The following is a 26,097-nucleotide window of genomic DNA, read 5'->3' on the forward strand; positions in this document are numbered from 1 at the left end:
CGCATCCGGTTACACGCCCGGCACGGCGACCTCCCCGCGCCGCCCCGCACACCGTGAGGTGATCGCGTCACCGCCCGGCGGCGAGCGCCCGCGCCACCCCGGGTTCCTTCGGCCCCAGGAACCGCGGGTCCGGCCGGAACACCGCGTCCAGCACCGCCTTGCCCGCCGCGAACACCTCGCGCGTGCCGCCGTAGTACCAGGTCGCGTCGTGCTTGGCGTCGACCCCGAGCCCGTAACTGTCGACCCCCGCCGCCTCGCACAGCGCCACCGCCCGCCGGATGTGGAAGTCCTGGCTGATCAGCACGGCCCGGTCCACGCCGAAGATCTTCTTGGCCCGGACGCAGGAGTCCCAGGTGTCGAACCCGGCGTAGTCGCTGACGATCCGCGCGTCCGGCACCCCGTGTTCGGTGAGGTACGTGCGCATGGCGTCGGGCTCGTCGTAGTCCTCCCGGCTGTTGTCCCCGGTGACGAGGACGACCTCGACCCGCCCCGCCCGGTACAGCTTCGCCGCCGCGTCCAGCCGGTGCGCGAGGTACGGCGACGGCTCGCCCTGCCACAGCCCGGCCCCGAACACGACCGCGACCTCGGTGCGCGGCACGTCCGCCGCCGTCCGCAGCCGGTCCGCCGTGGACACATGCAGCCAGGTCGACGGCAGCAGCGCCAGCACACATCCGGCCATCACGGCCTGCACCAGCCGCCGCTGCCCGGTACGCGTGCGCGGCCATCGCGGCCGACGGATCTTCATAGGTCCCCCCGTGATCGCCTCCGACCAAGGAGGACGCGAGCGAGGGCGATCCGGTTCGCCTCACAGCGTGCGTCCGTGCGAGGTGAACCCGCGGAAAATACCCGTGACGGCCACGCAACGGGCATGCAACGTCTCGCGGCCAGGATTCTTCCATGACGGCGTCCATCCCACCCCGCACCAGCAGCCGGCTCGTCTCCCCGCTCGGCCGCCGCCGCCCGGCTCCCCCCGCCGGGCTCGTCCTGGTCGCCCACGGCAGCCGCGACCCCCGGGCGCTCGGCACCGTACGGGCCCTCATGGCGCGGGTCCGCGAGCTGCGCCCCGCCCTCCCCGTCCACCTGGGCCACATCGAGCTGAACGAGCCCCTGCTCCCCGACACCCTCGCCGCCCTGGGCAGCGCCCCCGCCGTCCTCGTCCCGCTCCTCCTCGGCCGCGGCTACCACGTCAAGAAGGACATCCCGGAGATGGCCGCGGCAGTCTCCGCCCAGACCCGCACGGCCGGCCCGCTCGGCCCGCACCCGCTGCTGGCGGAGGCCCTGCACGCCCGCCTGACCGAGGCCGGCTGGCCCCCGGTCATGGACACCGCCACCCGGCGCACCAGCGCGGTCGTCCTCGCCGCGGCCGGCTCCCGCGATCCCGATTCGGCCACCGACACCCGTCGCACCGCCCGCCTCCTGGCCGACCGCCTCGGCGTCCCCGTGGTCCCGGCGTACGCCTCGGCGGCGACCCCGACCGTCCCCACGGCCCTGCGCACCCTGGCGGCCCGCGGCCGGCACCAAGTGGCGATCGCCTCGTACTTCACGGCCCCCGGCCGCTTCGCGACCCAGTGCGCGGCCCAGTCCCCATGGATCGCCTCGGCCCCCCTGGGAGCCCACGATGCGATGGCCCGCCTGATTCTCCACCGCTACGACCAGAGCCTGACGACACCGTCCACGGCAGCCGCCTGACGGGGCGCGAGGCTGTATCGGTGGGCGGCTGTGCCACGTGGGCGCGACAGGCCACACACAACCCGCAGCCACCCGAAAACAGAACCAGGCAGACGACTGGGCTTACTGTCGACTCATGGAAGGCACCACACTCACCACGGCATACGACCCGACGTCAGTCGACCGCTGGGCCCCGGAACCCGACAAACGCCCGGGCCGCACAGCCTTCCAACGCGACCGCGCCCGCATCCTCCACTCCTCCGCCCTCAGGCGCCTCGCCGGCAAGACCCAGGTCGTCACGCCAGGCCAGCGCAGCGCCAGCGCCTGGGACGCCAGCCCCAGAACCCGGCTCACCCATTCCCTGGAATGCGCCCAGGTCGGCCGGGAGCTGGGTGCGGCCCTCGGTTGTGACCCCGACCTGGTGGAGGCGGCCTGCCTCGCCCACGACCTCGGCCACCCGCCCTTCGGTCACAACGGCGAACAGGCGCTGAACGAGTTCGCCGACGACTGCGGCGGCTTCGAGGGCAACGCCCAGTCCCTCAGGCTCCTCACCCGCATCGAGCCCAAGCGCTTCACCGAGGACCGCTCCGTCGGCCTCAACCTCACCCGCGCCACCCTCGACGCCGCCACCAAGTACCCCTGGCCGCGCGGCACGCACCCGACCGACCCGGCGTCGCGGAAGTTCGGCGTGTACGAGGACGACCGCCCGGTGTTCGACTGGGTCCGGGCCCACGCCCCCGGCACCCGCACCTGCTTCGAGGCGCAGGTCATGGACTGGTCGGACGACGTGGCGTACTCGGTGCACGACGTCGAGGACGGCCTGCACGCCGGCCACATCGACCCCGACTGCCTGCACGCCGAGCCCGAACGGCAGGCGGTGTTCGAGGTCGCCATCGGCCGGTACGTCCCCGCGGACACCGCCCCGGCCGAGCTCGACGCGGCCCTGGACCGCCTCCAGGACGAGGAGTGGTGGCCGCACGGCTACGACGGCACCGCGGTCGCCCAGGCCCGCCTGAAGGACGCCACCAGCCAGCTCATCGGCCGCTTCTGCCTGGCCGCCGAGAGCGCCACGCGCGCCGCGTTCGGCGCCGGCCGGCTCACCCGCTACGGCGCCGAACTGGTCGTACCCCGCCAGACCCGCATGGAGTGTGCGGTGCTCAAGGCGGTCGCGGACCGGTATGTGATGCAGCGCGCCGAGCAGGAGCAGCTGCGCGCCGACCAGCGGGTGATCGTCGCGGAGCTGGCCGAGGCGCTCACCGCCCGCGCGCCCGAGGGCCTCGACCCCCAGTTCCGGGCGCTGTTCGACGCCGCGGGCGACGACCGGGCGCGCAAGCGGGTGATCGTCGACCAGATCGCCTCCCTCACCGACGCCTCCGCCCTCTCGCTGCACGCGAGACTGACGGGGCATATGTGAGAGGAACATGACCCCGGTGGCCTGATCGGGGCACTCCCTCTTCCCGCAGCCCGCCGCGTGCGGGACGCTCGCATGTGGCGGCACCCGCTGTGTTCTCTGGGGAGACACCCCCCAGACCCCCCGTAGGAGGCATCAAGTGGTCGACGCGGATCAGACATTCGTCATCGTCGGAGGCGGCCTCGCCGGCGCGAAGGCGGCCGAGACGCTGCGCGCGGAGGGCTTCACCGGCCGGGTGATACTGATCTGCGACGAACGCGACCACCCCTACGAGCGCCCGCCGCTGTCCAAGGGCTATCTGCTCGGCAAGGAGGAGCGCGACAGCGTCTTCGTGCACGAGCCCGCCTGGTACGCGCAGAACGACATCGAGCTGCATCTCGGCCAGACCGTCGACCGCATCGACCGTACGGCGAAGACGGTCCGCTTCGGCGACGACGGCACGCTCGTCCACTACGACAAGCTCCTCCTGGTCACCGGCGCCGAACCGCGCCGCCTCGACATCCCCGGCACCGAGCTGGCGGGCGTCCACCATCTGCGCCGGCTCGCCCACGCCGAGCGGCTCAAGGGCGTGCTGGCCGCGCTCGGCCGGGACAACGGGCACATCGTGATCGCGGGCGCCGGCTGGATCGGCCTGGAGGTCGCGGCGGCGGCCCGCGAGTACGGCGCCGAGGTCACGGTGATCGAACCGGCGCCGACCCCGCTGCACGGCGTCCTCGGCCCCGAGCTGGGCAACGTCTTCGCCGAGCTGCACCGCGAGCACGGCGTCCGCTTCCGCTTCGGCGTCCGGCTCACCGAGATCGTCGGCCAGGACGGCATGGTCCTCGCGGCCCGCACCGACGACGGCGACGAGCACCCGGCGCACGACGTCCTCGCCGCCATCGGAGCGGCGCCGCGGGTCGCTCTCGCGGAGGCGGCGGGGCTGGAGCTGGCCGACCGGGCGCACGGCGGCGGGATCGCGGTGGACGAGCGGCTGCGCACCTCCGACCCGGACATCTACGCGGCCGGTGACGTGGCGTCCTTCCCGCTCGCCCTGTTCGACACCCGGCTGCGGGTGGAGCACTGGGCGAACGCCCTGAACGGCGGCCCGGCCGCGGCCCGCTCGATGCTCGGCCGGGACGTCGTCAACGACCGCGTTCCCTACTTCTTCACCGACCAGTACGACCTGGGGATGGAGTACAGCGGCTGGGCGCCGCCCGGCTCGTACGACGAGGTGGTGATCCGCGGCGACGCCGGGAAGCGGGAGTTCATCGCGTTCTGGGTGGCGGAGGGGCGCGTGCTGGCCGGGATGAACGTGAACGTGTGGGATGTCACAGAGCAGATCCAGAACCTCATCCGCTCCCGGGCCCGGGTGAACATCGAGGCGCTCTCGGACCCCCACGTACCGTTGGCAGGGCTCGCCTAGGCGTCTGCCGGGCCCGGCCGCCGTGCGGCTGCGGGCCGTTCCCGGCCGGTGGCGCGGGTCGCCGCGCCCCTTCCCGGGCGCTGCACGTGCCCCATGTGTGTCAGTCCGCCCCCGTAGAATTCACCCGTGGCAGGACGGATCAACGACGAGGACGTGAAGGCGGTACGGGACGCGGTCCCGATCGACGCCGTGGTCTCGGAGTACCTCCAGCTGCGCAACGCGGGCGGCGGCAACCTCAAGGGCCTGTGCCCGTTCCATGACGAGAAGTCGCCGTCCTTCCAGGTCAGCCCGAGCAAGGGACTCTTCCACTGCTTCGGCTGCCAGGAGGGCGGCGACACCATCACCTTCGTGATGAAGGTGGACCACCTCTCCTTCTCCGAGGCGGTCGAGCGGCTCGCCGCCCAGGCCGGCATCACGCTGCGGTACGAGGAGGGCGGGTACAACCCGGCCCACCAGCGCGGCGAGCGGATCCGCCTGGTCGAGGCGCACAAGATCGCCGCGCAGTGGTACGCCGAGCAGCTCGCCACCAGCCCCGAGGCCGAGACCGGCCGGATCTTCCTTGCCGAGCGCGGCTTCGACCAGGCCGCCGCCGTCCACTTCAACGTCGGCTACAGCCCCCAGGGCTGGGACCACCTCACCCGCTATCTGCGTGGCAAGGGCTTCACGGACAAGGAACTGATCCTCTCCGGGCTCTCCCAGGAGGGCCGCCGCGGCCCCATCGACCGGTTCCGGGGCCGGCTGATGTGGCCCATCCGGGACATCGGCGGCGAGGTCGTCGGCTTCGGCGCCCGCAAGCTGTACGAGGCGGACAACGGCCCGAAGTACCTGAACACCCCCGACACGGCGATCTACAAGAAGTCCCAGGTCCTCTACGGCATCGACCTGGCGAAGCAGAACATCGCCAAGACCAGCCGGGCCGTCGTGGTCGAGGGCTACACCGACGTCATGGCCTGCCATCTCGCCGGCGTGACGACGGCCATCGCGACCTGCGGTACGGCCTTCGGCGGGGAGCACATCAAGATCCTGCGCCGGCTGCTGATGGACAACGGCTCGGCCCGCGTGATCTTCACCTTCGACGGTGACGCGGCCGGGCAGAAGGCCGCTCTGCGTGCCTTCGAGGACGACCAGAAGTTCGCCGCCGAGACGTACATCGCGATCGCGCCCGACGGCATGGACCCGTGCGAGCTGCGGCTGGCCAAGGGCGACGAGGCGGTCGCCGACCTGGCCGAACCCCGCACCCCCCTCTTCGAGTTCGCGCTCCGCCAGATCGTCGGCCGCTACGACCTCGACACCCCGGCGGGCCGCGCCGCCGCCCTGGACGAGGCCGCCCCGATCGTCGCCCGGATCAAGAACAGCGGCGCCCAGCACGAGGTCGCCGTCGAACTGGCCGGCATGCTCGGCATCCTGGACACCCAGTTCGTGGTCCGCCGGGTGGCCCAGCTGGCCCGCTGGGCGCGGGAGCGGGGCGGCGCCGGCCGGGGCCCGGCACCGGCCCCGCAGCAGCGCCCGCAGGAGGCCTACGAGCCGGCGCGGACCGGCTCGGGCCCCGCCCTCACCCTGCGCAACCCGGTCTACGCCACCGAACGTGAGCTGCTGAAACTCGCGCTCCAGCGCCCCGAGTTGGTGTCGCCCGCGTTCGACGCGTACGGCGTCGACGAGTTCACCGCCCCTCCCTACGCGGCCGTACGCCAGGCGATCGCGGAAGCGGGCGGCGCGGAGTACGGCGTCCAGGACCCGCAGGAGTACCTGGTCCGGGTCCGGGAGGCGGCCCCCGACGACACGGTCCGGGCGATGGTGACGGAGCTGGCGGTGGAGGCGATCATGCGCCGCACGGTGGACGAGGCCTACGCGGGCGAGCAGCTCGTCACGGTCCGTCGCCGTGCCGTGGCCCGCCGGCTCACCGAACTTCAGGTCACGCTGACCCGGCTCGGCCACTCCGATCCGGCCCAGTCGGCCGCCATCCAGAACGAGATGATGGTCCTGACCAGGTACGACCGGGCACTTCAGGACGAGGGCCCGTCGGCTCTCTGAGCGACCGGGATGACCGTCCGGTCACGGACCGGATGCAAAAAGTCACCGCACGCCCCTCGTGGCGGAGTTGTGTCGTACCCCACACTGGGTGCGGTGCCCGAGTCCTCGGAGCGCAGGCCGTCGACTCTCCGCTCCCGAAGTAGCGCTGCCGCAGCCTACGGCAGCGATCATCCTGGAGGTCGCCCCCGTGCAGACCCAGACCCTCGCCCAGACCGACAGCAGCAGCGCCACCGGCACCACCGCGGACGAGCCGGACGCGGAGTCGGATGTCCTCGCGGCCGTCCCCCCGCAGGGCCGTGCCGCCCTGCACCCGGAGGCGGTGCCCGTGGAGCCGACGGAACCGCCCGCCGAGGCACTCACCGAGGAGCCCGAGGAGCCCGAGGAGATCGAGGAGGCCACCGAGCCCGTCGAGCCCGTCGCGGCACCGGCCGCCGCCCGGGCCGAGACGAGCGGCCCCTCCGCCGACCTGTTCCGCCAGTACCTGCGCGAGATCGGGCGTATCCCGCTGCTCACCGCCGCCGAGGAGGTGGAACTCGCCCGCCGGGTGGAGGCCGGCCTGTTCGCGGAGGAGAAGCTGGTCAGCACCCCCGACCTGGACAGCCAGCTCGCGCTCGACCTGGACCGGCTCGTGGTCATGGGCCGGATGGCCAAGCGCCGGCTCATCGAGGCGAACCTGCGGCTGGTGGTGTCCGTCGCCAAGCGGTACGTCGGCCGCGGCCTGACCATGCTCGACCTGGTCCAGGAGGGCAACCTGGGCCTGATCCGGGCCGTGGAGAAGTTCGACTACGCGCGCGGCTACAAGTTCTCCACCTACGCCACCTGGTGGATCCGCCAGGCCATGTCCCGGGCGCTCGCCGACCAGGCCCGCACCATCCGCGTCCCGGTCCACGTCGTGGAGCTGATCAACCGGGTCGTCCGCGTGCAGCGGCGGATGCTCCAGGAGCGCGGCTGCGAGCCGACCGCGGAGGAGGTCGCCGCCCACCTGGACCTGGCGCCCGAGCGGGTCGGCGAGGTGCTGCGTCTCGCCCAGGAGCCGGTGTCGCTGCACGCCCCGGTCGGCGAGGAGGACGACGTCGCCCTCGGCGACCTCATCGAGGACGGCGACGCGGCGAGCCCGGTCGAGTCGGCGGCGTTCCTGCTGCTGCGCGAGCACCTGGAAGCGGTGCTGTCCACGCTGGGGGAGCGCGAGCGGAAGGTCGTCCAGCTCCGGTACGGCCTGGTGGACGGCCGCCCGCGCACGCTGGAGGAGATCGGCCGCATCTTCGGCGTGACCCGCGAGCGGATACGGCAGATCGAGTCGAAGACGTTGAACAAGCTCAGGGATCACGCCTTCGCGGACCAGTTGAGGGGCTACCTGGACTGAGGGTCCGGGCGGTTCTCCCTACGTGAGGCCGGCGATCGGTGCCTCGGCGGCGGCCGGGACCGCGGCCATGAGCACCGCCGCATCGATCTCGATGCTGCGGTCGGGCCGGCCGCTGCCGCAGTGCACGCGTCCCAGGCGGGTGACGGTCTCGTCGAACACCACCACCGCGGCCCGGTCCGCGGACACGGGGCACACCCCGCCCGGCTGCATCCCCGCCCGCGCCAGCCGCCCGGCATCGGCCGGGGACAGGTCGGTGCGGCGGATTCCGGCCGCGCGGGCGAGAGCCCCGTACCGCAGCCGCGCATGGCCGGGCAGCGCCGCGAGCAGCAGACGGTCGTCGGGCGTGACGAACGCCAGGGTCTTGACGGTCCGCTCCAGTGGGATCCCCAGCGCGGCGCACACCTCCGCGGGGCTGATCACGCCAGGGTGTTCATGCAGCCGGAAGGACACGCCAAGCGCTGCGAGGACCTCCGGCGGACCGGTGGGTGCGAGAGCGTTCACCTCGACGAGATTACCTGCCGGGAAGGGGAGTTGATCGCTGTTCGACCACGTGGGTGCGGCTTCACCGGGCGGGGGTGACCCAGTCGACCAGCTGGATGATCACGCCGTTCGGGTCGGTCACCTGGAAGAGCCGCTCGCCCCACGGCTCCTCCCGCAGCGGCATGGTGATGGTGACCTGCTCGTTCCTCAGCCGCTCGTACTCGGCCTCCAGATCGGTCACGGTGAAGGCCAGGATCAGCCCGGCGGCGTGCTGGTCCCGGAAGCCCTCGGGCAGGACCTCGATCCCCCGTCGCAGGAAGATCACATGGGCCGCGTCCGCACGGACGAGGGAGGCGAAGCCGTCCGCGGCGGCGGCCTCCTCGAAACCGAAGTGCTCGGTGAGGAATCGGGCGGAGGCGGTGACGTCGTCGACGTTCAGGGAAACGGCGGTGGCGGTGATCTGCATCTGTACACCGTACTCTATACAGCGTACAAAGATAGGGTTCACGTTTCGGAACCTCCCGCAGGAGTCCGCGAGAGAATGTGAACCATGGCGAAGCCGAAGGACCGCACCGGCGCAGGCGACCCTGCGCGCACCCTCGAACTGCTGTGGCGGGAGGCAGGACACAACGTCTCCAGACGCGGTCCGAAGCAGCAGCTCAGCATCGACACCGTCGTACAGGCCGCCATCGAGCTCGCCGACCGCGACGGCCTCGACACGCTCACCATGCGCCATATCGCCCAGGAGCTCGGCGTCACACCGATGACGCTCTACACCTACATCCCGGGCAAGGCCGAGCTCCTCGACCTCATGCTCGACGCCGTCTACCAGCAGATGCCCCGCACCGAGCACCTGCCGGGCACCTGCTGGCGCACCCGTGTCACGACCGTCGCCCAGGAGAACCGGGCTCTCTTCCGGCGCCACCCCTGGGTGGCCACCCTGCCCGTCACCCGCCCTGCTCTCGGGCCCGGCCTGATGGCCAAGTACGAGCACGAACTGGGCGCCTTCGACGGGATCGGACTCGACGACATCGAAATGGACGCCGCGCTCACCCACCTCCTCGCCTTCGTCCAGTCCACGGCCCGCACCGCAATCGACGCCCAGGCCGCCGCCCGCGACAGCGCCATGTCGGACCAGCAGTGGTGGGAGGCCAACGCCCCCCTCCTGGCCCGTGTCTTCGACCCCGCCCGCCACCCGCTCGCCACCCGCGTGGGCAGCGCGGCCGGCGCAGCCCACCAGGGCGCCTGCAACCCCGACCACGCCTACGAGTTCGGGCTGCGGTGCGTGCTCGACGGCTTCGCGGCACTCATCGAGGAGCGCAACGCCCGGGCGCGGGCCGAAGACCGCTAGGGCCTTTCTCCCGGATCAGGCCGGCTCCGACCGACCGACCCTGCCGGCCGACCGACCCTGCCGGCCGACCGAGTCTGCCGGCCGGCCGAGCCCGCCGGCCCGCCCGAGCGGGGCCTGGCGCGTGAGTCAGGCCCCGTGACCCCGGCAGGATCGGCCGGCGAGGCCCTAGTCCACCTCGGCCACAGCCTGCGCGAACTGGGCCTTGTACAGCCGGGCGTACGCCCCGTCGGCCGCCAGCAGATCCGCGTGCGCGCCCTGTTCCACGATGGACCCGTTCTCCATCACCAGAATCGTGTCCGCGTCCCGGATGGTCGACAGCCGGTGCGCGATCACGAACGACGTCCGGCCGGAGGCGAGTTTGGCCATCGCCTTCTGGATCAGCACCTCGGTCCGCGTGTCCACGGAACTCGTCGCCTCGTCCAGCACCAGGATGACCGGGTCCGACAGGAACGCCCGCGCGATGGTGATCAGCTGCTTCTCACCGGCGCTGACGCCCGTGCCCTCGTCGTCGATCACGGTGTCGTAGCCGTCGGGGAGGGTACGGACGAAACGGTCCGCGTGTGCCGCCCGCGCCGCCTCCTCGATCTCCCCGCGCGTGACCTCGCGCGAGGCGCCGTACGCGATGTTCTCCGCGATGGTGCCGCCGAACAGCCAGGTGTCCTGGAGCACCATGCCGATGCCGGAACGGAGTTCGTCCCGGGTCATCTTCCGGATGTCCACCCCGTCCAGGGTGATCCGGCCGCCCGAGACGTCGTAGAACCGCATCAGCAGGTTGACCAGCGTGGTCTTGCCCGCGCCGGTCGGGCCGACGATCGCCACCGTGTGCCCCGGTTCCACCGTGAGCGACAGGTCCTCGATCAGCGGCTTCTCGGGGTCGTACCGGAACGACACATGCTCCAGGCGCACCCGCCCGCGCAGCTGGGCCGGCCGCTCGCCCGGCACCGGATCCGCCTCCTGCTCCTCCGCGTCCAGGAGTTCGAAGATCCGCTCGGCCGAGGCGACACCGGACTGCACCAGGTTCGCCATCGACGCGACCTGCGTCAGCGGCATCGAGAACTGCCGCGAGTACTGGATGAACGCCTGCACGTCACCGATGGAGAGGGCGCCGGACGCGACCCGCAGCCCGCCGACGACCGCCACCAGCACGTAGTTCAGGTTCGACACGAACATCATCAGCGGCTGCATGACACCACTGTTGAACTGCGCCTTGAACGCGGCCTGGTACAGCGCCTCGTTCTGCTCGGCGAACTGCTGTGCCGACTCCTCCTGCCGCCCGAACACCTTCACCAGGGTGTGCCCGGTGTACATCTCCTCGATGTGGGCGTTCAGTTTGCCGGTGGAGCGCCACTGCTGCACGAAGTGCGGCTGCGACCGCTTGCCGACCCGGGTGGCGACCACGAACGACAGCGGCACGGTGACCAGCGCCACCAGCGCCAGCAGCCAGGAGACCCAGAACATCATCACGAGGACGCCGATGATGGTCAGCACCGAGTTGATCAGCTGGCCCATCGACTGCTGGAGCGTCTGCCCGATGTTGTCGATGTCGTTGGTCGCCCGGGACAGCACCTCACCGCGCTGGCGCTTGTCGAAGTACGACAGCGGCAGCCGCGACAGCTTCGTCTGCACGTCCTCCCGGAGCCGGTACATCGTGCGGTTCACGGCCCGGTTCACCAGCCGGGTCGCGATCGCCATCAGCAGACCGGCGACCATGAACGTGCCGAGCGCGAGCAGCAGGACGTTCCCGACGGCGTCGAAGTCGATGCCCTTGCCGGGCGTGAAGTCGGTGCCCTTCAGCATGTCCGCGACCCGGCCCTGGCCGCGCTCGCGCATGGAGGCGAGCACCTGCTCCTTGGTGTCCCCGGCCGGCATCTGCCGGCCGATGATGCCCGCGAACACCAGGTCGGTGGCCCGGCCGAGGATCTTCGGGCCGATCACGCTCAGGCCCACGCTGATCACCACGCACAGCAGCAGGGCGTAGATCGTGAGCCGTTCCGGTTTGAACTGGGCGACGAGCCGTTTGCCCGACCCCTTGAAGTCCATCGAGCGCTGGTCGGGGCCGCCCCCGGCCATCATGCGTCCCATGGGCCCGGCCATCAGGCGGCCTCCGCTTCCGTCAGCTGGGAGAGCACGATCTCCCGGTAGGTCTCGTTGGATGCCATCAGTTCCCGGTGCCGGCCGGTGCCGACCACCCGGCCCTCGTCCAGCACGATGATCCGGTCCGCTTCGCGGATGGTCGCCACCCGCTGGGCGACGATGACGACGGTCGCCTCGGCGGTCTCCTGGGCGAGCGCGGCGCGCAGGGCCGCGTCGGTGGCGTAGTCGAGCGCGGAGAAGGAGTCGTCGAAGAGGTAGATCTCCGGGCGCTGCACCAGGGTGCGGGCGATCGCGAGCCGCTGCCGCTGGCCGCCGGAGACGTTCGTCCCGCCCTGTGCGATCGGGGCGTCCAGGCCACCCTCCAGCTTCTGCACGAAGTCCTTGGCCTGCGCCACCCCCAGCGCGTGCCACAGGTCCTCGTCGGTGGCGTCCGGGTTGCCGTAGCGCAGGTTGGTGGCGACCGTGCCCGCGAACAGGTACGGCTTCTGCGGCACGAGTCCGACGGTCCTGGCGAGCAGCTGCGGATCGACCTCCTGGACGTTCACGCCGTCCACCAGGACCTCGCCCTCGGTGGCGTCGAACAGCCGGGGGACGAGCCCGAGGAGCGTCGACTTGCCGCTGCCGGTGGAGCCGATCACGGCGGTCGTCTCACCGGGCCGGGCGATCAGGTCGATGGACCTCAGCACCGGCTCCTCGGCACCCGGATAGCGGAAGCCCGCGCCCCGGATCTCCAGGTTCCCGTGCACGCGCAGCTCCGTGACCGGCGCGAGCGGCGGCACGACGCTCGAATCGGTGTCCAGGACCTCCTCGATGCGCTCGGCACAGACCTCCGCGCGCGGCACCATCATGAACATGAAGGTGGCCATCATCACGGCCATGACGATCTGCATCAGATAGGCGAGGAACGCGGTCAGGTCGCCGATCGCCATCCCGCCGCTGTCGATGCGGTGGGCGCCGAACCACACCACCGCTATGGACGACACGTTCACCACCGTCATGACGATCGGGAACATCAGGGCGAGCATCCGGCCGGTGGCCATCTGCATGTCGGTCAGCTCGGCGTTGGCCTTGCCGAACCGGCCCTGCTCGTACTCGTCCCGGACGAAGGCGCGGATCACCCGGTTGCCGGTGATCTGCTCGCGCAGCACCCGGTTCACCGTGTCCAGGCGGACCTGCATCGACCGGAACAGCGGGCGCAGCCGGCGCACGATGAGCGTCACGGAGACGCCGAGCACCGGGACGACCGCGACCAGTACCCCGGACAGCGGCACGTCCAGGCCGAGGGCGAGGACGATACCGCCCACGCACATGATGGGCGCCGACACCATCAGCGTGAACGTCATCAGGACCAGCATCTGGACCTGCTGGACGTCGTTCGTCGTACGGGTGATGAGTGAGGGCGCCCCGAAGTGACCCACCTCACGCGCGGAGAAGGACTGCACCCGGTCGAAGACGGCCCCGCGCACGTCCCGGCCGAGCGCGGAGGCGGTCCGGGCGCCGTAGTACACGGCACCGATGTTGCACACGACCTGCGCCAGGGAGATGCCGATCATCAGGGCGCCGAAGGACAGGATGTAACCCGTGTCCCCCTTCACGACACCGTTGTCGATGATGTCCGCGTTCAGCGTGGGCAGGTAGAGGGTGGCGCAGGTTTGCAGGAACTGGAGCAGTACCAGGAACGCTATGGGTTTCTTGTAGGGCCTGAGATAGGTCCGCAGAAGTCGTATGAGCACGCTACGTCTCTCGGAGTCGGCGACAGGGGCTGGTCGGTTGCCCCTGGCCCCTATCGTCGGACACTCCACCCGCGTTACCTCAACCGATTAATCCGGCGGTGTCCGGCCCCGTACGGCCCCCCGGGTCTGCGGTGTTGCACCCTCATATGGCCCGCTACGAGTTGAATGCCCCCGGGTGGGTCTGCTCCCGCACCGCCGTGAACTGCTGCCGTACCGCCTGCCCCACGGCCAGCTCCTCGCCCGGCTCCAGCACCTGCGCCGCCGCACCCTGCCAGGCCGGCGGGGTGCGCGGATCGAGGGCGCCCTGCGACACGCCGAGCGCCCAGGCCGCCTGCCGGGCCGCGCCGATCGCCGCGTAGTCCGCCGGCTGCGGTACGACGACCTGGGCGCCGAACAGCGAGGGCGCCGCGGCCTGCACGGCGGGCAGCTCGGCGGCCGGCCCGAGCAGGAAGATCCGCCGTACGTCCACGCCCCGGCCGCGCAGCACGTCCAGCGCGTCCGCGAGCCCGCACAGCATGCCCTCGAACGCGGCCCGCGCCAGATGCTCGGGCCTCATCGACTCGCGCCGCAGCCCCGCGAGGGTCCCCGCGGTGTGCGGCAGGTTCGGCGTCCGCTCGCCCTCCAGATACGGCAGCAGCACCAGCCCGTGCGCCCCCGGCGTGGACTTCATCGCCAGGTCGGACAGGCTCTCCAGGTCCGGCAGCCCGAGGAGTTCGGCGGTGCCGCGCAGGGTGCGTACGGCGTTCAGGGTGGTGACGACCGGCAGGTGCATGCCGGTGGCGTCGGCGAGGGAGGTGATCATCCCGGACTGGTCGGCGAGCGCCTCGGGGTGCACGGCCATCACGGACCCGGAGGCGCCGAGCGAGACGACCGCGTCCCCGAGAGAGATGCCGAGCCCGAACGCGGCGGCCATGGTCTCCCCGGTGCCGGCCGAGATCAGCAGCCCCTCCGGGGTCGTACCGGCCGCGTCCGCCGGGCCGATCACCTCCGGCAGCATCGCCTGGTGGCCGAGCGCCAGCTCGACCAGGTCGGGCCGGTAGGCGCCGGTGGCCGCCGACCAGTAGCCGGTGCCGGAAGCCCCGCCGCGGTCGGTGGTCCTTCTCACAGGCCGGCCGAGCAGCTGCCAGACGAGCCAGTCGTGGGCCTGGAGCAGCATGGCCGTCCGCAGCGCGTTCTCGGGTTCGTTCTTCGCCAACCAGCGCAGCTTGGTGACCGGCTGGGCCGCCTGCGGCACGCAGCCGACCGCCTGGGCCCAGGCCTCCCGGCCGCCGAGCGCGTCCACGAGGTCGGCCGCCGCGACCTGGGCGCGCTTGTCGCCGCCGACCAGGGCCGGGCGGACGGTGTTGCCCTGGGCGTCCAGCGGGATCAGCGCGTTCTGCTGCGCGGACACGCCGATGGCCTGGACGCCCTCCAGCAGGCCGCCTCCCGCGGCCTCGCCCAGGGACAGCAGCCAGGCCTGCGGGTCGACGTCGCTCGGGCGGCCTGAGCCGTCCGGCGTCTCGGCCGGATGCGGCGCGTATCCCTGCCGTAGTACGGCACCGGTGTCCGTGTCGCAGACCACGATGCGAGTGAAATCGGACGAGCTGTCCAAGCCGGCGACTATCCCCATGCCGAGAATTTTGCAGCATTCCTGCGCATGCGTTGGTCCAAGGCGCTCAAGGGGAGGCAGGTGCGTGGGGTGCGGGTGATCGTCAGGTGTTGCTCGTGCCCCACTCGTCCTCGCCCGTGCCGTTGACGTTGCGTTCGCGCAGGGACCGCACCCGCTGGGCCACCGACGCCGGGACCCGGTCGCCGACCTTGTCGCTGACCGTGTGGAACGCCTTGCCGGCGTAGACGCGGCCCTGCTGGGCGGCCGTCTCGGCGGTGTTGCGGACCGCGGGGTTCTCCGCGATCTGCCGCGCCGACTTCTTCAGCTGCTCGTAGCGCTCCCGTCCGGCCCTCGTGCCGAGTACGTAACCGAGGGCCAGACCGGCGAGGAACGTGAGCCGGTAGCGCATGGCTGCCACCCTTCCCGTGCGTAGGTCTCTGGTGCGGCGCTGACGCCGAGGGATACCGATTGGCGGAGCACCCCCCTGCTTGCGCTAATGTATGTGTCGCAGCGAGCGCCCGCCCCCTGGCGAATACCCAGGTAGGCACGTTCGATGCAACGAGGCGATCCTCCGTAGCTCAATTGGCAGAGCAGCCGGCTGTTAACCGGCAGGTTACTGGTTCGAGTCCAGTCGGGGGAGCTTCGGTCCTCCGTAGCTCAATTGGCAGAGCAGCCGGCTGTTAACCGGCAGGTTACTGGTTCGAGTCCAGTCGGGGGAGCGCTGAACGAGGACCCCGCAGGGGTCCTTTTTCATGTCCCCGGGAACCGCCGCGCCCGCGCCGCGTGTCCTCAGGCCATGAGCAGCGCGGAAGCCGACCATCCGAAGCAGGAGATCGTATGAGCGGCTATGCTGCGGCAGACGGCGCGCACACTTGTACGCGACACGCCGCTATGGGGCGGTAGCTCAGCCGGTTAGAGCAGCGGACTCATAATCCGTCGGCCGTGGGTTCGAGTCCCACCCGCCCCACCGCCGCCCGTCGGTGCAGGAACGTTTTCACCTGTGCCGCAGCGTTAACCCCCTCCGGCTGGAGGGGGTTACGGCGTCTCTGGAGATCATTGGCTCGGCCCAGGCTCGGCCGGGCGCCGTTCCGTGGGCGACCGAGCACGGACAGTCACCGGAGGGGTGCCGGCCGCGGCGCGTTCCCCGCGGGCGATCTCGAACCACGGCCGCGCTCGTCAGTGGGTCGCTCCGGCGGCGACCGCGATGTCCGACTCGTGGGCCAGTGCGGTCGACAGGACGACGCGGAGGCCGTTCGCCGCTTGGTCCACCGGGAGCGAGGGGACCTGGCCCTTCACGGCGCGGGGCATCTCGGGGGTGTGCGGGATGTGGACGAAACCGCCGCGCCGCTGCTTGCCCTCGGTGGCGAGCAGGTGCATCAGGCCGTAGAACACGCGGTTGCACACGAACGTGCCGGCGGTCTGGGAGACCTCGGCGTACAGGCCGGTCTGCTTCTGCACCTCCGTCATGCAGCGCTTGATCGGGAGGGTGGAGAAGTAGGCGGCGGGGCCCTCGGGGACGATGGGCTCGTCGACGGCCGTCCGGCCGGCGTTGTTGGCGAGGGGGCAGTCGTTGACGTTGACGGCGACGCGCTCGACCGAGATGCCGTTGCGGGGGGAGAGACCGATCGACAGGACGAGGGCCGGGTCCGTCTCCAGTACCGCCTCGCGCAGCACTTTCAGGGATTACCCGTAGATGCAGGGCAGTTGAACGGCCGTCACCTCCGTCCCGTCCGGCGGGTTCTCCTGGAGCAGCTGTGCCGCACCCCAGGAGGGGTTGTAGGTGTCGATGTCGAACGGCTCGAAGCCCGTCACCAATACGCGCGTCATGTGAACTTCCTTTCGCAGAGGGGAGTTTGGCTGTCGCGGACGGTCAGTCGATGTAGACGGAGGCGCCGTTCATGGCGGCCTGGCCGCCGGGCAGGATCCGGCCTGGGTGGCGCGGTTGACCATCTCGGTCTCGAAGTAGGTGGTGAAACCGAGGTACTGGAACAGGGCCGGGCGGCCAGTGCCCGCTGCGCGGCGGCGGGCAGGGCGCGTACCAGGGGATGGCCGGCGTACGGGATGAGGGCCGGCGGGAGGTACAGCTGTCCGGTGCGCAGTTCGTCCCGGAGCAGCCGGCGGGGGTCCCGGCGGACCCCGCCCTCGTGTACCGGTCCCGCTGGCCGCCGCCCGCGGTTGTCACCGGGCCCCCTCGGGCAGCGGCCCGGACGCGTCCGCGGCGAGGACCCGCACGCCGGGCAGCGGGGCGGCCCGGTCATGCCGTGGGTGCGGCGCCAGACGGGGGAGTGGACGGTGTCGAGGTACCGGTCGGCGCCGTCGGGGCACAGACAGGCGGCGGCGGTGCGCCCGGCGTCGGCCCGGAACAGCCGCAGCGCCGCCGCGACCAGGGCGCCCGCGCTGGCCCCGACGCCGATCCCGGTGGTGCCGCGCAGCTAGATTGCCGGACGTGGACTCCACCAGCCCCGCACCCGGGTCCACCCGGTCCGCGACGTCCCGCCACAGGGCGAGCGCCGTGCGTCCCTTGATGGACCCGTACGGGTTGTACCCCTCCAGCTTCAGCCACAGCTCCCGCGGTGTGCCCGCGACCTCCAGCCCCAGGCGGACCACCGGCGTCGGCGCCAGGCCGTCCCCCGCCCCCGGCATCCAGGTCATCAGTGCGCGCCGTTTCCGGTCGCCTCCTGCCACACATACTCCGCGATCTGGGCATGGGTCGCATACCAGACGTCATCCCGGGCGGCGATGTGGTCCAGCAGCTCCGCCAGGACCACGATCCGCGAGCGGTGCCCGATGACATGCGGATGCATCGTCAGCTGGAACAGGCCGCCCTCGGCGTGGGCCGCGTCGAACTCGTCCCGCCACAGCGGGATCAGCTCCCGGGGCGGGGTGTAGGGGCGCACGGCGGAGTAGCGGTCCATGTTGAGGTAGGCGGCGTCGTCGCGGATCCACTCCGGGGGGATCTCCACCACGCCCGTGGGCTCGCCGTGGGCGAGCAGTTCGTACGGCTCGTCGTCCGCCATCAGCGAGGAGTCGTAGCGCAGTCCCAGCTCCCGGGTGATGTCCAGGGTGTGCTCGCTGAAGTCCCAGGACGGGGTGCGGATCCCCACGGGGCGCCGGCCCGTCGCCCGTTCCAGGGTGTCCGCGCTCCGGAAGGCGAGGTCCCGCTCGTGCTTGTACTCCAGCTCCATGTTCCGTTCGTGGATCCAGCCGTGCAGGGCGACCTCGTGGCCGGCCTCGACGTAGCCACGGGCCTCCTCCGGACGCAGCAGGGCGCACACCGCCGGCATGAAGAAGGTGGCGGGCACGGCGTGCCGCGCCAGCAGGCGCAGGATGCGGGGCACACCGACGCGGGCGCCGTACTCGCCCTGCGACAGCTTGCCGGGCATGACCTCGCCGTCGCGCAGCGGGATGGTCTCGTGGTCGGGATCGAAGGAGAGCGCCACCGCGCAGCGCGCCCCGCCCGGCCAGGACGCCGGCCGGAGACTCCGTCCGGCGCGGACCCGGCCGACGTGCCGCCGCCATTCGGTCTCGTCCCATTCCCAGGGGCGTCGGGGAGCTCCCGAGGACGCAGACATCGCCATGTATACGGTCCTCACCCTCACTCGGGTCTGCGGGCTGTCCTCACCCGAGCATGTCAGCGCGTCGACCGCTGGTCAGCGGGGGGAACCCGCCATCCTGTCAGCAGGCGGCCCTGTCCGGATCCGGTACGCCGGGGCTCCGGCGGTCTGTCCGGGCGGCACCGCGCTCCCTACCGTGAGGGAGTACCGCCTCCTCGTGTGCCGCCGCTGCGGGCCGCGCCGCCATGGGCCGGGCCCGGGAAGGAGAACGGCCGCATGACACCTCCGCCTCGGTCCGCACCCGGCACGGCCGACGCCGCCCGCCCCGCGGCCGTCGCCGGCCCGGCCCTCCTCGACGAGGCACGCCGGCTGGCCCCCGAAGCGGTGGCCCTGCGCCGCGCCCTGCACCAGGGCCCCGAGTCCGGCCTCGACCTGCCGGCCACCCAGCGGCTGATCCTGGACGCGCTGGACGGCCTCGGCCTCAAGGTCCGTACCGGCGACGCCCTGTCCTCCGTCACCGCGACCCTCACCGGACGGGCCGACGGCCCGACGATCCTGCTCCGCTCCGACATGGACGCGCTGCCGCTCACCGAGGAGACCGGGCTGCCGTTCGCCTCGCGCAGCCCCGGGTTGATGCACGCCTGCGGGCACGACGTTCACATGGCGATGCTGGTGGGCGCCGCACGGCTGCTCGCCGCGCGGCGGGACGGGCTCACCGGGCGCGTGGTGTTCATGTTCCAGCCCGGCGAGGAGGGCCACCACGGTGCCCGCCTGATGATCGAGGAGGGGGTGCTGGAGGCGTCCGGCGCCCGTGCCGACGCCGCCTTCGCCCTCCATGTGCACCCGAACCTGCCCGCCGGCGCGCTGCGGCTGCGGCCCGGCCCGCAGATGGCGGCCTCCGACCGGTTCCGGGTCCTCGTCCGGGGCCGCGGCGGGCACGCCTCGGCCCCGCACACCACCTGCGACCCGGTGCCCGTGGCCTGCGAGATCGTGCTCGCCCTCCAGACGATGGTCACCCGCAGCCTGTCCGCCGACGACAGCGCCGTCCTCAGTGTGACCCGGCTGTCCGCGGGTACCGCGGCCGGCATCATCCCGGACACCGCGGAACTGGGCGGCACGCTGCGCACGCTGGCCGAACCGACCCGGCGGGGGCTGCACGAGGCGATCACCCGGGTCGCCCAGGGGGTGGCCGCCGCGCACGGAGCGACGGCGGAGGCGACCATCGAGTCCGGCTACCCGGTCACCGTCAACGACACCGCCTTCACCGACCTCGTGCTGCGCACCGCCGCCGACGCGCTCGGCCCCGGGGCGGCGGAGGTCCTGGCCGCCCCGCAGATGACGGCGGAGGACTTCTCCTACGTCCTGCGGGCCGTCCCCGGTGCCCTGGCCTTCCTCGGCGCGTGCCCCCCGGACCTGGCACCCGACGAGGCCCCGTCGTTGCACTCGTCCCGCATGGACATCGACGAGAGCGTGCTCGCCACGGGCATCGCCTGCGAGGCCGCCGTCGCGCTGGCCTTCCTCGCCGGCCACGGACCGGAGCCGGCCCGGTGACCGCCCCCGGCATACGGGCCGCCCGCCCCGGCGAACTGGAGCAGGTCGAGGCCCTGTGGCTGGAGGCGAGCCGCTGGCTGGCCGGCCGGGGCCTGGACCAGTGGCAGTACCCGCCGCGCCGGTGGCGCATGGCGGAGGCCATCGAGGCGGGCGACTGCTACCTCGCCTTCCACGCCGGCCGGCCCGTCGGCACGATCACCGTCCACGAGCGGGCCGACCCGGAATGGTGGCGCGACGACGACCCCGCGTCCGCCCTCTACGTCCACGACCTCGCGGTGAGCCGGGCCGTCGCCGGACAGGCGCTCGGCGCCCGGCTGCTGGACTGGGCGGGCGCGCTGGCGGCCCGGCGGGGCAAACGCTGGCTGCGCCTGGAGGCATGGAAGACGAACCGCCTGCTGCACCGCTACTACCTGGACCAGGGTTTCGACCTGCTGCGGATCGTGGACCTGCCGCACCGCAACTCCGGGGCCCTGTTCCAGCGTCCGGCCGCCGCCCCGGCCGGCCCCGCCGCGTCACCCGAACCGGAGGAGAGCCGACGATGACCACCACGGCGCGCCCCGCCGCCGGGGACCCGTACCCGACGCGCACTCCCGAGGCCCTGGCCCCGTTCCCGCGCCGGCACCCGGTCGTCTGGAACCCCGCCGCGGCCGGCCCGCTGTCCGCCGCCGAACTGGCCGCCTACGACCGGGACGGATGCCTGTACGTCGAGGCGCTGCTGTCCGCCGAGCAGACGGCGGCCTGCCTGGCGGAGACCGGACGGCTGGCGGCCGACCGGTCCCTGCGCGCGTCGGGGCGGGTGGTGCCGGAGCCCGACGGCGACGGCATCCGCTCGGTGTTCGAGGTGCACGCGCTGAGCGACACGTTCCGCGCGATCGTGCACTCCGCCCGGCTCGCCGACGTCGCACGCCAGATCCTGGCCTCGGACGTGTACGTCCACCAGACCCGGGTCAATCTGAAGTCGGCGTTCGACGGCTCGGGCTTCGGCTGGCACTCGGACTTCGAGACCTGGCACTCGGAGGACGGCATGCCGGCACCGCGCGCCCTGAGCCTGTCCATCGCCCTGACCGAGAACGCCCCGCACAACGGCCCCCTCATGATCATCCCGGGGGCGCAGCGCACCTTCGTCCCGTCCGTCGGCGAGACACCGCCCGACTACCACCGCACGTCCCTGCGGGGGAAGAACCTGCCCGCGGGACCGGCGGACCGGGCCGCGGTCACCGCGCTGGCCCGGGAGCTCGGCATCCGCCAGTTCACCGGCCCGGCGGGCTCGGCGGTGGCCTTCGACGCCGACAGCCTGCACGCCTCGGCCCCCAACGTCTCACCGTTCCCGCGCACCAACCTCTTCGTCGTCTACAACAGCGTCGAGAACCCTCTCGGCACCCCGTACGCGGCCCCGCGCCCGCGGCCCGGCTACCTGGCGAGCCGCACCTTCACGCCCGTACCGCGCCGGGCCGGTGATTCCGTTGACCCCCGGACGGAAGGCCCGTAGATTCCCCTCCCGTCGTGGGCAATGGTCCAGACCAGCTCTGCGGGGGGTGTGCTGTCGTGGCTCAGGAGCAGCGGGTGCGCGAGTCGGCCGGTGCCGAGCGGGGCGGGATCTTCTCGCCGCCGTACCTCGCCGCCACCCTGACCTTCGCCGTGGTGATGTTCCTGACCGGGTTCGCCGCCCTGGCCGCCGTGCCCACCCTGCCGACGGCGGTCCGGGAACTCGACGGGGTCTCCCTGCTCCCCGTCGTGGCGGGCTGCTTCGTCGCCGCCGGCCTGTTCGGCGGGCACTGGGCGGACCGGGCGGGCGCCCGGCGCCCCCTGGCCCTCGGCATGGTCCTGTCGGTGCTCACCCTGCTGGTGTCCGCGTCCAGCGTCTCGGTCTGGCAGCTCGCCGCCGGCCGGTTCGTGGACGGGCTGGCCGCCGGGATGGTCGCGGTGTCGGTGACCACCGCCGTCGGCCAGGCGTACCCCGAGCGGCTGCGGCCCAGGATGCTCGCCATGATGAGCGCCGGCTGGGTCCTTCCGTCCCTGCTCGGACCGCCGCTCGCCGGGCTGGCCGCCCTGCTGGCCGTCCGCGCCCGCGGCGGCTGACGCCCCGACAACGGGGCACGGACGGGGGCATGGACGGGTCCTGTCCGGCGGTCATACTGTCCGCATGGAACGCATCGGGGGATACCTCATCGAGCGCCGGCTCGGCGAGGGCGGCATGGGAACCGTCCATCTCGCGCGGACGCGAGGCGGCCGCGCCGTCGCGCTGAAGGTCGCCAAGGCGGAGCTGGCCGCCGACCCGGTCTTCCGGGAGCGGTTCCGCAGCGAGGTCGAGGCGGCCCGCGCGGTGGGCGGCTTCCACACGGCCCCGGTGGTCGACGCCGACGTCGACGGCGACCCGCTCTGGCTGGCCACCGCCTACATCCCCGGCCTCACCCTCGCCGAGCGGCTCGCCGCCGAGGGCCCCATGGACGAGCCGCAGCTGCGGTCGCTGGCCGCCGCGCTCGCCGAGGCGCTGGAGTCCATCCACTCCTGCGGCCTGGTCCACCGCGACCTGAAGCCGGGCAACATCATCATGGCCGCCGACGGGCCGCGCGTCCTCGACTTCGGCATCGCCCGGGCCGTCGAGTCGACCCGCCTCACCGCCACCGGCACCGCCTTCGGCACACCCGGCTTCCTCGCCCCCGAACAGGCCCTCGGCAACGATGTGACCGGCGCCGCCGACGTGTTCGCCCTCGGTGCCGTACTGGTCGCGGCGGCGGGCGGCGCCGCCTGGGGCGAAGGCACACCGATGGGGCTGATGTACCGCTCCGTGCACGAGTCGCCGGACCTGTCCGCCGTACCCGCCGGCCTGGCGGAGCTGGTCTCGGAGTGCCTGGCGAAGGAGCCCTCGGCCCGGCCCACGCCCAGCGCGCTGCTGGACCGGCTGACCGGCCCGGCACCCGACCCGGCCCGCCCGACGGCACCGCCGTACCCGCCGACGCTCACCGCGCCCCCGGCGACGCCCGGCGCACTCCCGGACACTCCCGGCACATCCCCGGCGACGCCCGGCACAGCCCTGCCGGCGTTCACCACACCGCCGCCGCCCACGACGCCCCCGCAGCCCGTGCACCATCCCGCCACGCCCCCGCAGTCGGCCGTGCCGTTCGCAACGCCCGGGCAGCAGCAGCCGTTTCCGGGATTCGGCACCCCGCCGCATCCGCAGCCCAGCCCACCGCCGGCCCCCTACGGCTTCGGACCGCCGATACCGTACGGCAGCCCGGAGGCCGTACTCGCCGACTCCCACTCCGGCGCCGTCGTCAACGCCACCGGAGTCCTCCTCGAAGTGACGGGCGCCACCGCCGACTTCGGATGGGACGAGATCGCGCACGTCGAACGCACCTGGCGCGGCCACCGCCTGACCCTCACCGTGCGGCTGTGGGACGGCGGCGTGTACTCCTGCGAGCTGAACGCCCGCCGCAAGGCCCGGCTCGACGCCTGGCTGGCCCAGCTCGACCCGGTACTCCACCGCTATCTGACCCGCTAGCGAGCCGGGTCCAACCGCCCGGCCGATTCCGGTAGTTGCCCGCTCACACGCTTGAACCGGTCAGGTCCTGGGCACGGACCTCCTACCGGCGTCCACCGCCGGGTGGTGTCGGCAGCAGGAGGGCGTCATGGACCGTCGCATCCGGGTACGTGTCAGCCGGCGGCCCGCCGCCCCGCGCGAGCAGGAGATCGACCGCAGGACTCCCTCCGGGCGTCTGCTGCCGTACTGACCCGGCCGGCATACCGGGCCGCCGCCGCGGCCAGGGCCGTCCGCAGGGGCGCGGGCGGTGCCGGGCCGTCGGGCACCGCGCTCGCCGTGACCGCCGCCGCCACCTGCCGCAGCTTGGTGTTGGACCGCTGGGACGCCTCCCGCAGCATCTCCCACGCCTCATCCGGGGTGCACCCGTGGGCCGCCATCAGGATGCCGCGGGCCTGGTCGATCACGGGGCGTGAGTCCATCGCGTGGCGCAGCTGCTCTATCTCCAGCCGCAGCAGATCCAGTTGCTCGGCGCGTTCCCGGGCCACCGCGGAGGCGGCCCGGTCGGGCAGGCCCGGGGGCAGGTCGGCGCTCAGCGGGTCATCGGGGTCCAGGCCCACCAGTTCCAGCACCCGGCGCGGCTGGCCCCGCCACCCGATCGCACCGACCGGTACGCCGTACCGGCGGCCGAACGCGTCCAGCGTGTCCAGGACCGCCAGCCCGGCCGTGTCGAGGAAGGTCACCCCCGTCACGTCGAGGTCGACCCGGGCGGCGCCCGCGGGCAGGGCCGCCAGCGCTTCGGCGAGGATGTCGGTACAGCCGCGGACCAGTTCGCCGCGCGCGGTGAGGACGATCCGCTCGCCCTCGGTGTGGCTGTCGACGGTCAGGGTGGCCGGCTGCCCGGTGTGCGGTGCGGGTGCCGCTGAGGTCATGTGTTTCGTCCCCGGTCCGCTGTGTCCGCTGTGTGGTCCGTCCTTCGCCTGCCCCCTGTGCCGGGGTCTACACCCCGGCGAGGCAAGCCCTGCCGCATACTGGGCACTCTGCTACCTGTGCGGCTGGGAGATGACGTGAGCGGAACGGAGCCGGCGCGGCCCCCGTCGGCCGCCGCCGTGCCGATGCCCTCGGTGCCGCGGCTCGACGTGTACCCGCTGACCGGGCGGACCGGGTTCCGGGCGGCGGGCGAGGTGAGTCTGCGTACGCGCACCGTCTGGGAGCACGCGCTGGAGCGGGCCGTTCGCGAGGGCGAGGACATGTACTACTTGGAGCTTTCCGCGCTGACCTTCGTCGACGTCGCCGGCGCCGGCGCGCTGGCGGACACGGCCCGGAGCTTCGGCGAGCGGCGGCGACTGGTGCTGTGCCGGCCGCCGGCCGCCCTGCCGCGCATGCTGGACCTACTGTGGCCCGGGCTGCCGGGGATCGAGGTGTCGACGTCATGACCAGGTCGGCCGAACCCGATGACCCGTTCGTGCATCCCGCGCTGTTCTACGGCGACACCGAGCAGTATCTGGCCGGAACCGTCCCCTTCGTCCGTGCGGCGCTGGCGGCGGACGAGCCGGTCGCCGTCGCCGTCCCCGGCGAGAACCTCCGGCTGATCCAGGACGAGCTGGGTGCCGACGGCGCCGCCGTACGGTTCCTGGACATGCGGGAGGCGGGACGCAACCCGGGCCGGATCATCCCCGGCGTGCTGCGCGCCTTCGCCGACGCCCAGCCGCCCGGCCGGCGGGTCCAGATCATCGGCGAGCCGGTCTGGGCGGGCCGCAGCCCGGCCGAGTACCCGGCCTGCGCCCAGCACGAGGCGCTGATCAACGCGGCGTTCCGGGGCCGCGAGGTCACCATCCTGTGCCCGTACGACACCTCCGCCCTGGACGAGCGGGCGCTCGCCGACGCGTACGCCACCCACCCGCTCGTCATCCCGGTCGGTTCGGCCACCGGGCGGACCAGCGCGGCCTACGACCCGGAGGGCGTGGTCGCCCGCTACAACGAGCCGCTGCCGCCCGGGCCCGGCACCGGCCCGGACGTGCTCGGCCTCAGCTACGACGAGGACTCCCTGTCCGCCGTCCGGCACCTGGCCACCGACCACGGCGCCCGGCTGGGCCTGTCCGGCCTGGCCCTGGAGAACCTGACCCTGATCACCGCGGAGCTGACCACCAACAGCGTCGTCCACGGCGGCGGTACGGGCGAGCTCACGGTGTGGCCCGAGGACGGGTACGTGCTGTGCGAGGTCCGCGACAAGGGCCGCATCACCGACCCGCTGGCCGGCCGCAACCCCGCCGCCCGCGACCAGCGGGGCGGACGCGGACTGCTGCTGGTCAACCTGGTGGCGGACCTGGTCCGGATCCACACCGGCCCGGAGGGCACCACCATCCGGTGCTACCTGGCCCGCTGAGGCCGCC

The 26,097-nt window shown here is 72.7% G+C and carries 22 protein-coding genes, 3 tRNA genes and 2 pseudogenes; 16 read left to right on the plus strand and 11 right to left on the minus strand.

Annotated elements, in window-relative coordinates:
• Positions 1-67: 67 nt before the first annotated feature.
• Entirely contained in the window at positions 68-745 is a 678-nt protein-coding gene (locus ACZ7DL_RS10875) for a SanA/YdcF family protein (protein ID WP_470773240.1), read from the minus strand.
• A gap of 152 nt (positions 746-897) precedes the next feature.
• On the opposite strand from ACZ7DL_RS10875, the gene ACZ7DL_RS10880 reads away from it, so the two are divergent.
• The 5 genes from ACZ7DL_RS10880 to ACZ7DL_RS10900 all read left to right on the plus strand — a co-directional run bounded on the left by ACZ7DL_RS10880 (position 898) and on the right by ACZ7DL_RS10900 (position 7,875).
• Positions 898-1,689 carry a sirohydrochlorin chelatase gene (locus ACZ7DL_RS10880; RefSeq protein WP_470773241.1) on the plus strand — a complete coding sequence of 264 codons (792 nt, stop codon included), beginning with the start codon at positions 898-900 and terminating at the stop codon, positions 1,687-1,689.
• Positions 1,690-1,804: 115 nt separating this feature from the next.
• On the plus strand, positions 1,805-3,082 hold the full coding sequence (locus tag ACZ7DL_RS10885; RefSeq protein WP_470773242.1) for a deoxyguanosinetriphosphate triphosphohydrolase: 1,278 nt from the start codon (positions 1,805-1,807) through the stop codon (positions 3,080-3,082).
• Between the two features lie 136 nt (positions 3,083-3,218).
• Positions 3,219-4,481, plus strand: a complete 1,263-nt coding sequence (locus ACZ7DL_RS10890) for an NAD(P)/FAD-dependent oxidoreductase (protein WP_470773243.1) — start codon at positions 3,219-3,221, stop codon at positions 4,479-4,481.
• A 126-nt stretch (positions 4,482-4,607) separates the two neighbouring features.
• Positions 4,608-6,512 (plus strand): DNA primase, encoded by a 1,905-nt coding sequence (gene dnaG / locus ACZ7DL_RS10895; RefSeq protein WP_470773245.1) that lies wholly within the window; start codon positions 4,608-4,610, stop codon positions 6,510-6,512.
• Between the two features lie 67 nt (positions 6,513-6,579).
• Positions 6,580-7,875, plus strand: coding sequence for an RNA polymerase sigma factor (locus ACZ7DL_RS10900; protein ID WP_470773247.1), 1,296 nt, complete (start codon positions 6,580-6,582; stop codon positions 7,873-7,875).
• An 18-nt stretch (positions 7,876-7,893) separates the two neighbouring features.
• On the opposite strand, the gene ACZ7DL_RS10905 is transcribed toward ACZ7DL_RS10900, so the two are convergent.
• The gene (locus ACZ7DL_RS10905) at positions 7,894-8,295 is read right to left on the minus strand and encodes a YbaK/EbsC family protein (protein WP_470773249.1); all 402 of its coding nucleotides are present in this window, start codon (positions 8,293-8,295) and stop codon (positions 7,894-7,896) included.
• A 142-nt stretch (positions 8,296-8,437) separates the two neighbouring features.
• Entirely contained in the window at positions 8,438-8,821 is a 384-nt protein-coding gene (locus tag ACZ7DL_RS10910; protein ID WP_470773250.1) for a VOC family protein, read from the minus strand.
• An 84-nt stretch (positions 8,822-8,905) separates the two neighbouring features.
• Here ACZ7DL_RS10910 and ACZ7DL_RS10915 point away from each other — a divergent pair, with 84 nt between their 5' ends.
• The gene (locus ACZ7DL_RS10915; RefSeq protein WP_470773251.1) at positions 8,906-9,706 is read left to right on the plus strand and encodes a TetR/AcrR family transcriptional regulator; all 801 of its coding nucleotides are present in this window, start codon (positions 8,906-8,908) and stop codon (positions 9,704-9,706) included.
• A 165-nt stretch (positions 9,707-9,871) separates the two neighbouring features.
• Here ACZ7DL_RS10915 and ACZ7DL_RS10920 read toward each other — a convergent pair whose 3' ends face one another.
• From ACZ7DL_RS10920 to ACZ7DL_RS10935, 4 genes are all read right to left on the minus strand, one after another.
• Complete coding sequence (locus tag ACZ7DL_RS10920) at positions 9,872-11,800, minus strand: ABC transporter ATP-binding protein (protein WP_470773252.1); 1,929 nt, start codon at positions 11,798-11,800, stop codon at positions 9,872-9,874.
• Positions 11,800-13,533, minus strand: a complete 1,734-nt coding sequence (locus tag ACZ7DL_RS10925) for an ABC transporter ATP-binding protein (protein WP_470773253.1) — start codon at positions 13,531-13,533, stop codon at positions 11,800-11,802. The genes ACZ7DL_RS10920 and ACZ7DL_RS10925 overlap by 1 nt, the downstream gene beginning before the upstream one ends.
• A 154-nt stretch (positions 13,534-13,687) precedes the next feature.
• A complete protein-coding gene (locus tag ACZ7DL_RS10930) occupies positions 13,688-15,142 on the minus strand; it encodes an FGGY family carbohydrate kinase (protein ID WP_470773255.1) in 1,455 nt (484 codons plus the stop codon).
• An 82-nt stretch (positions 15,143-15,224) separates the two neighbouring features.
• Complete coding sequence (locus tag ACZ7DL_RS10935) at positions 15,225-15,530, minus strand: YtxH domain-containing protein (protein WP_470773257.1); 306 nt, start codon at positions 15,528-15,530, stop codon at positions 15,225-15,227.
• A gap of 158 nt (positions 15,531-15,688) precedes the next feature.
• Here ACZ7DL_RS10935 and ACZ7DL_RS10940 point away from each other — a divergent pair.
• The 3 genes from ACZ7DL_RS10940 to ACZ7DL_RS10950 all read left to right on the plus strand — a co-directional run bounded on the left by ACZ7DL_RS10940 (position 15,689) and on the right by ACZ7DL_RS10950 (position 16,088).
• Positions 15,689-15,761, plus strand: a tRNA-Asn gene (locus ACZ7DL_RS10940).
• A gap of 6 nt (positions 15,762-15,767) precedes the next feature.
• Positions 15,768-15,840: transfer RNA gene (locus ACZ7DL_RS10945), tRNA-Asn, on the plus strand.
• 174 nt (positions 15,841-16,014) lie between these two features.
• Positions 16,015-16,088: transfer RNA gene (locus ACZ7DL_RS10950), tRNA-Ile, on the plus strand.
• Positions 16,089-16,297: 209 nt separating this feature from the next.
• On the opposite strand, the pseudogene pcp reads toward ACZ7DL_RS10950, so the two are convergent.
• The 3 genes and pseudogenes from pcp to ACZ7DL_RS10965 form a co-directional block, all read right to left on the minus strand.
• A pseudogene (gene pcp / locus ACZ7DL_RS10955) lies at positions 16,298-16,948 on the minus strand (pyroglutamyl-peptidase I).
• Between the two features lie 351 nt (positions 16,949-17,299).
• A complete protein-coding gene (locus ACZ7DL_RS10960; RefSeq protein WP_470773258.1) occupies positions 17,300-17,773 on the minus strand; it encodes a pyridoxal-phosphate dependent enzyme in 474 nt (157 codons plus the stop codon).
• The gene (locus ACZ7DL_RS10965; protein ID WP_470773584.1) at positions 17,773-18,693 is read right to left on the minus strand and encodes a polysaccharide deacetylase family protein; all 921 of its coding nucleotides are present in this window, start codon (positions 18,691-18,693) and stop codon (positions 17,773-17,775) included. Before ACZ7DL_RS10965 ends, ACZ7DL_RS10960 begins: the two co-directional genes overlap by 1 nt.
• Before the next feature lie 258 nt (positions 18,694-18,951).
• On the opposite strand from ACZ7DL_RS10965, the gene ACZ7DL_RS10970 reads away from it, so the two are divergent.
• From ACZ7DL_RS10970 to ACZ7DL_RS10990, 5 genes and pseudogenes are all read left to right on the plus strand, one after another.
• Positions 18,952-20,226 (plus strand): M20 metallopeptidase family protein, encoded by a 1,275-nt coding sequence (locus ACZ7DL_RS10970; RefSeq protein WP_470773259.1) that lies wholly within the window; start codon positions 18,952-18,954, stop codon positions 20,224-20,226.
• Positions 20,223-20,768 (plus strand): GNAT family N-acetyltransferase, encoded by a 546-nt coding sequence (locus ACZ7DL_RS10975; RefSeq protein ID WP_470773260.1) that lies wholly within the window; start codon positions 20,223-20,225, stop codon positions 20,766-20,768. The genes ACZ7DL_RS10970 and ACZ7DL_RS10975 overlap by 4 nt, the downstream gene beginning before the upstream one ends.
• On the plus strand, positions 20,765-21,715 hold the full coding sequence (gene thpD / locus ACZ7DL_RS10980; RefSeq protein WP_470773261.1) for an ectoine hydroxylase: 951 nt from the start codon (positions 20,765-20,767) through the stop codon (positions 21,713-21,715). The genes ACZ7DL_RS10975 and thpD overlap by 4 nt, the downstream gene beginning before the upstream one ends.
• Before the next feature lie 56 nt (positions 21,716-21,771).
• Positions 21,772-22,275 (plus strand): annotated as a pseudogene (locus ACZ7DL_RS10985) (MFS transporter); the annotation flags it as partial.
• Positions 22,276-22,369: 94 nt separating this feature from the next.
• Positions 22,370-23,728, plus strand: a complete 1,359-nt coding sequence (locus tag ACZ7DL_RS10990) for a serine/threonine-protein kinase (protein ID WP_470773262.1) — start codon at positions 22,370-22,372, stop codon at positions 23,726-23,728.
• A 152-nt stretch (positions 23,729-23,880) separates the two neighbouring features.
• Here ACZ7DL_RS10990 and ACZ7DL_RS10995 read toward each other — a convergent pair whose 3' ends face one another.
• Positions 23,881-24,636: an ANTAR domain-containing protein gene (locus ACZ7DL_RS10995; RefSeq protein ID WP_470773264.1), complete on the minus strand. Its 756-nt coding sequence runs from the start codon at positions 24,634-24,636 to the stop codon at positions 23,881-23,883.
• Positions 24,637-24,771: 135 nt separating this feature from the next.
• Here ACZ7DL_RS10995 and ACZ7DL_RS11000 point away from each other — a divergent pair, with 135 nt between their 5' ends.
• Together ACZ7DL_RS11000 and ACZ7DL_RS11005 are read left to right on the plus strand one after the other, a co-directional pair.
• Positions 24,772-25,140, plus strand: a complete 369-nt coding sequence (locus ACZ7DL_RS11000; protein WP_470773266.1) for an STAS domain-containing protein — start codon at positions 24,772-24,774, stop codon at positions 25,138-25,140.
• Complete coding sequence (locus ACZ7DL_RS11005; RefSeq protein WP_470773268.1) at positions 25,137-26,090, plus strand: anti-sigma factor RsbA family regulatory protein; 954 nt, start codon at positions 25,137-25,139, stop codon at positions 26,088-26,090. The genes ACZ7DL_RS11000 and ACZ7DL_RS11005 overlap by 4 nt, the downstream gene beginning before the upstream one ends.
• The last annotated feature ends 7 nt before the right edge of the window (positions 26,091-26,097 follow it).

It is taken from the genome of Streptomyces sp. NPDC036984 (assembly GCF_055607665.1).

Bases quoted from the DNA above. Each gene is read 5' to 3' on its own strand.
- ACZ7DL_RS10875 (WP_470773240.1), bottom strand. From the start codon at position 745: ATGAAGATCCGTCGGCCGCGATGGCCGCGCACGCGTACCGGGCAGCGG.
- ACZ7DL_RS10880 (WP_470773241.1), top strand. From the start codon at position 898: ATGACGGCGTCCATCCCACCCCGCACCAGCAGCCGGCTCGTCTCCCCG.
- ACZ7DL_RS10885 (WP_470773242.1), top strand. From the start codon at position 1,805: ATGGAAGGCACCACACTCACCACGGCATACGACCCGACGTCAGTCGAC.
- ACZ7DL_RS10910 (WP_470773250.1), bottom strand. From the start codon at position 8,821: ATGCAGATCACCGCCACCGCCGTTTCCCTGAACGTCGACGACGTCACC.
- ACZ7DL_RS10915 (WP_470773251.1), top strand. From the start codon at position 8,906: ATGGCGAAGCCGAAGGACCGCACCGGCGCAGGCGACCCTGCGCGCACC.
- ACZ7DL_RS10920 (WP_470773252.1), bottom strand. From the start codon at position 11,800: ATGGCCGGGCCCATGGGACGCATGATGGCCGGGGGCGGCCCCGACCAG.
- ACZ7DL_RS10930 (WP_470773255.1), bottom strand. From the start codon at position 15,142: ATGGGGATAGTCGCCGGCTTGGACAGCTCGTCCGATTTCACTCGCATC.
- ACZ7DL_RS10935 (WP_470773257.1), bottom strand. From the start codon at position 15,530: ATGCGCTACCGGCTCACGTTCCTCGCCGGTCTGGCCCTCGGTTACGTA.
- ACZ7DL_RS10960 (WP_470773258.1), bottom strand. From the start codon at position 17,773: ATGACCTGGATGCCGGGGGCGGGGGACGGCCTGGCGCCGACGCCGGTG.
- ACZ7DL_RS10965 (WP_470773584.1), bottom strand. From the start codon at position 18,693: ATGTCTGCGTCCTCGGGAGCTCCCCGACGCCCCTGGGAATGGGACGAG.
- ACZ7DL_RS10970 (WP_470773259.1), top strand. From the start codon at position 18,952: ATGACACCTCCGCCTCGGTCCGCACCCGGCACGGCCGACGCCGCCCGC.
- thpD (WP_470773261.1), top strand. From the start codon at position 20,765: ATGACCACCACGGCGCGCCCCGCCGCCGGGGACCCGTACCCGACGCGC.
- ACZ7DL_RS10990 (WP_470773262.1), top strand. From the start codon at position 22,370: ATGGAACGCATCGGGGGATACCTCATCGAGCGCCGGCTCGGCGAGGGC.
- ACZ7DL_RS10995 (WP_470773264.1), bottom strand. From the start codon at position 24,636: ATGACCTCAGCGGCACCCGCACCGCACACCGGGCAGCCGGCCACCCTG.
- ACZ7DL_RS11005 (WP_470773268.1), top strand. From the start codon at position 25,137: ATGACCAGGTCGGCCGAACCCGATGACCCGTTCGTGCATCCCGCGCTG.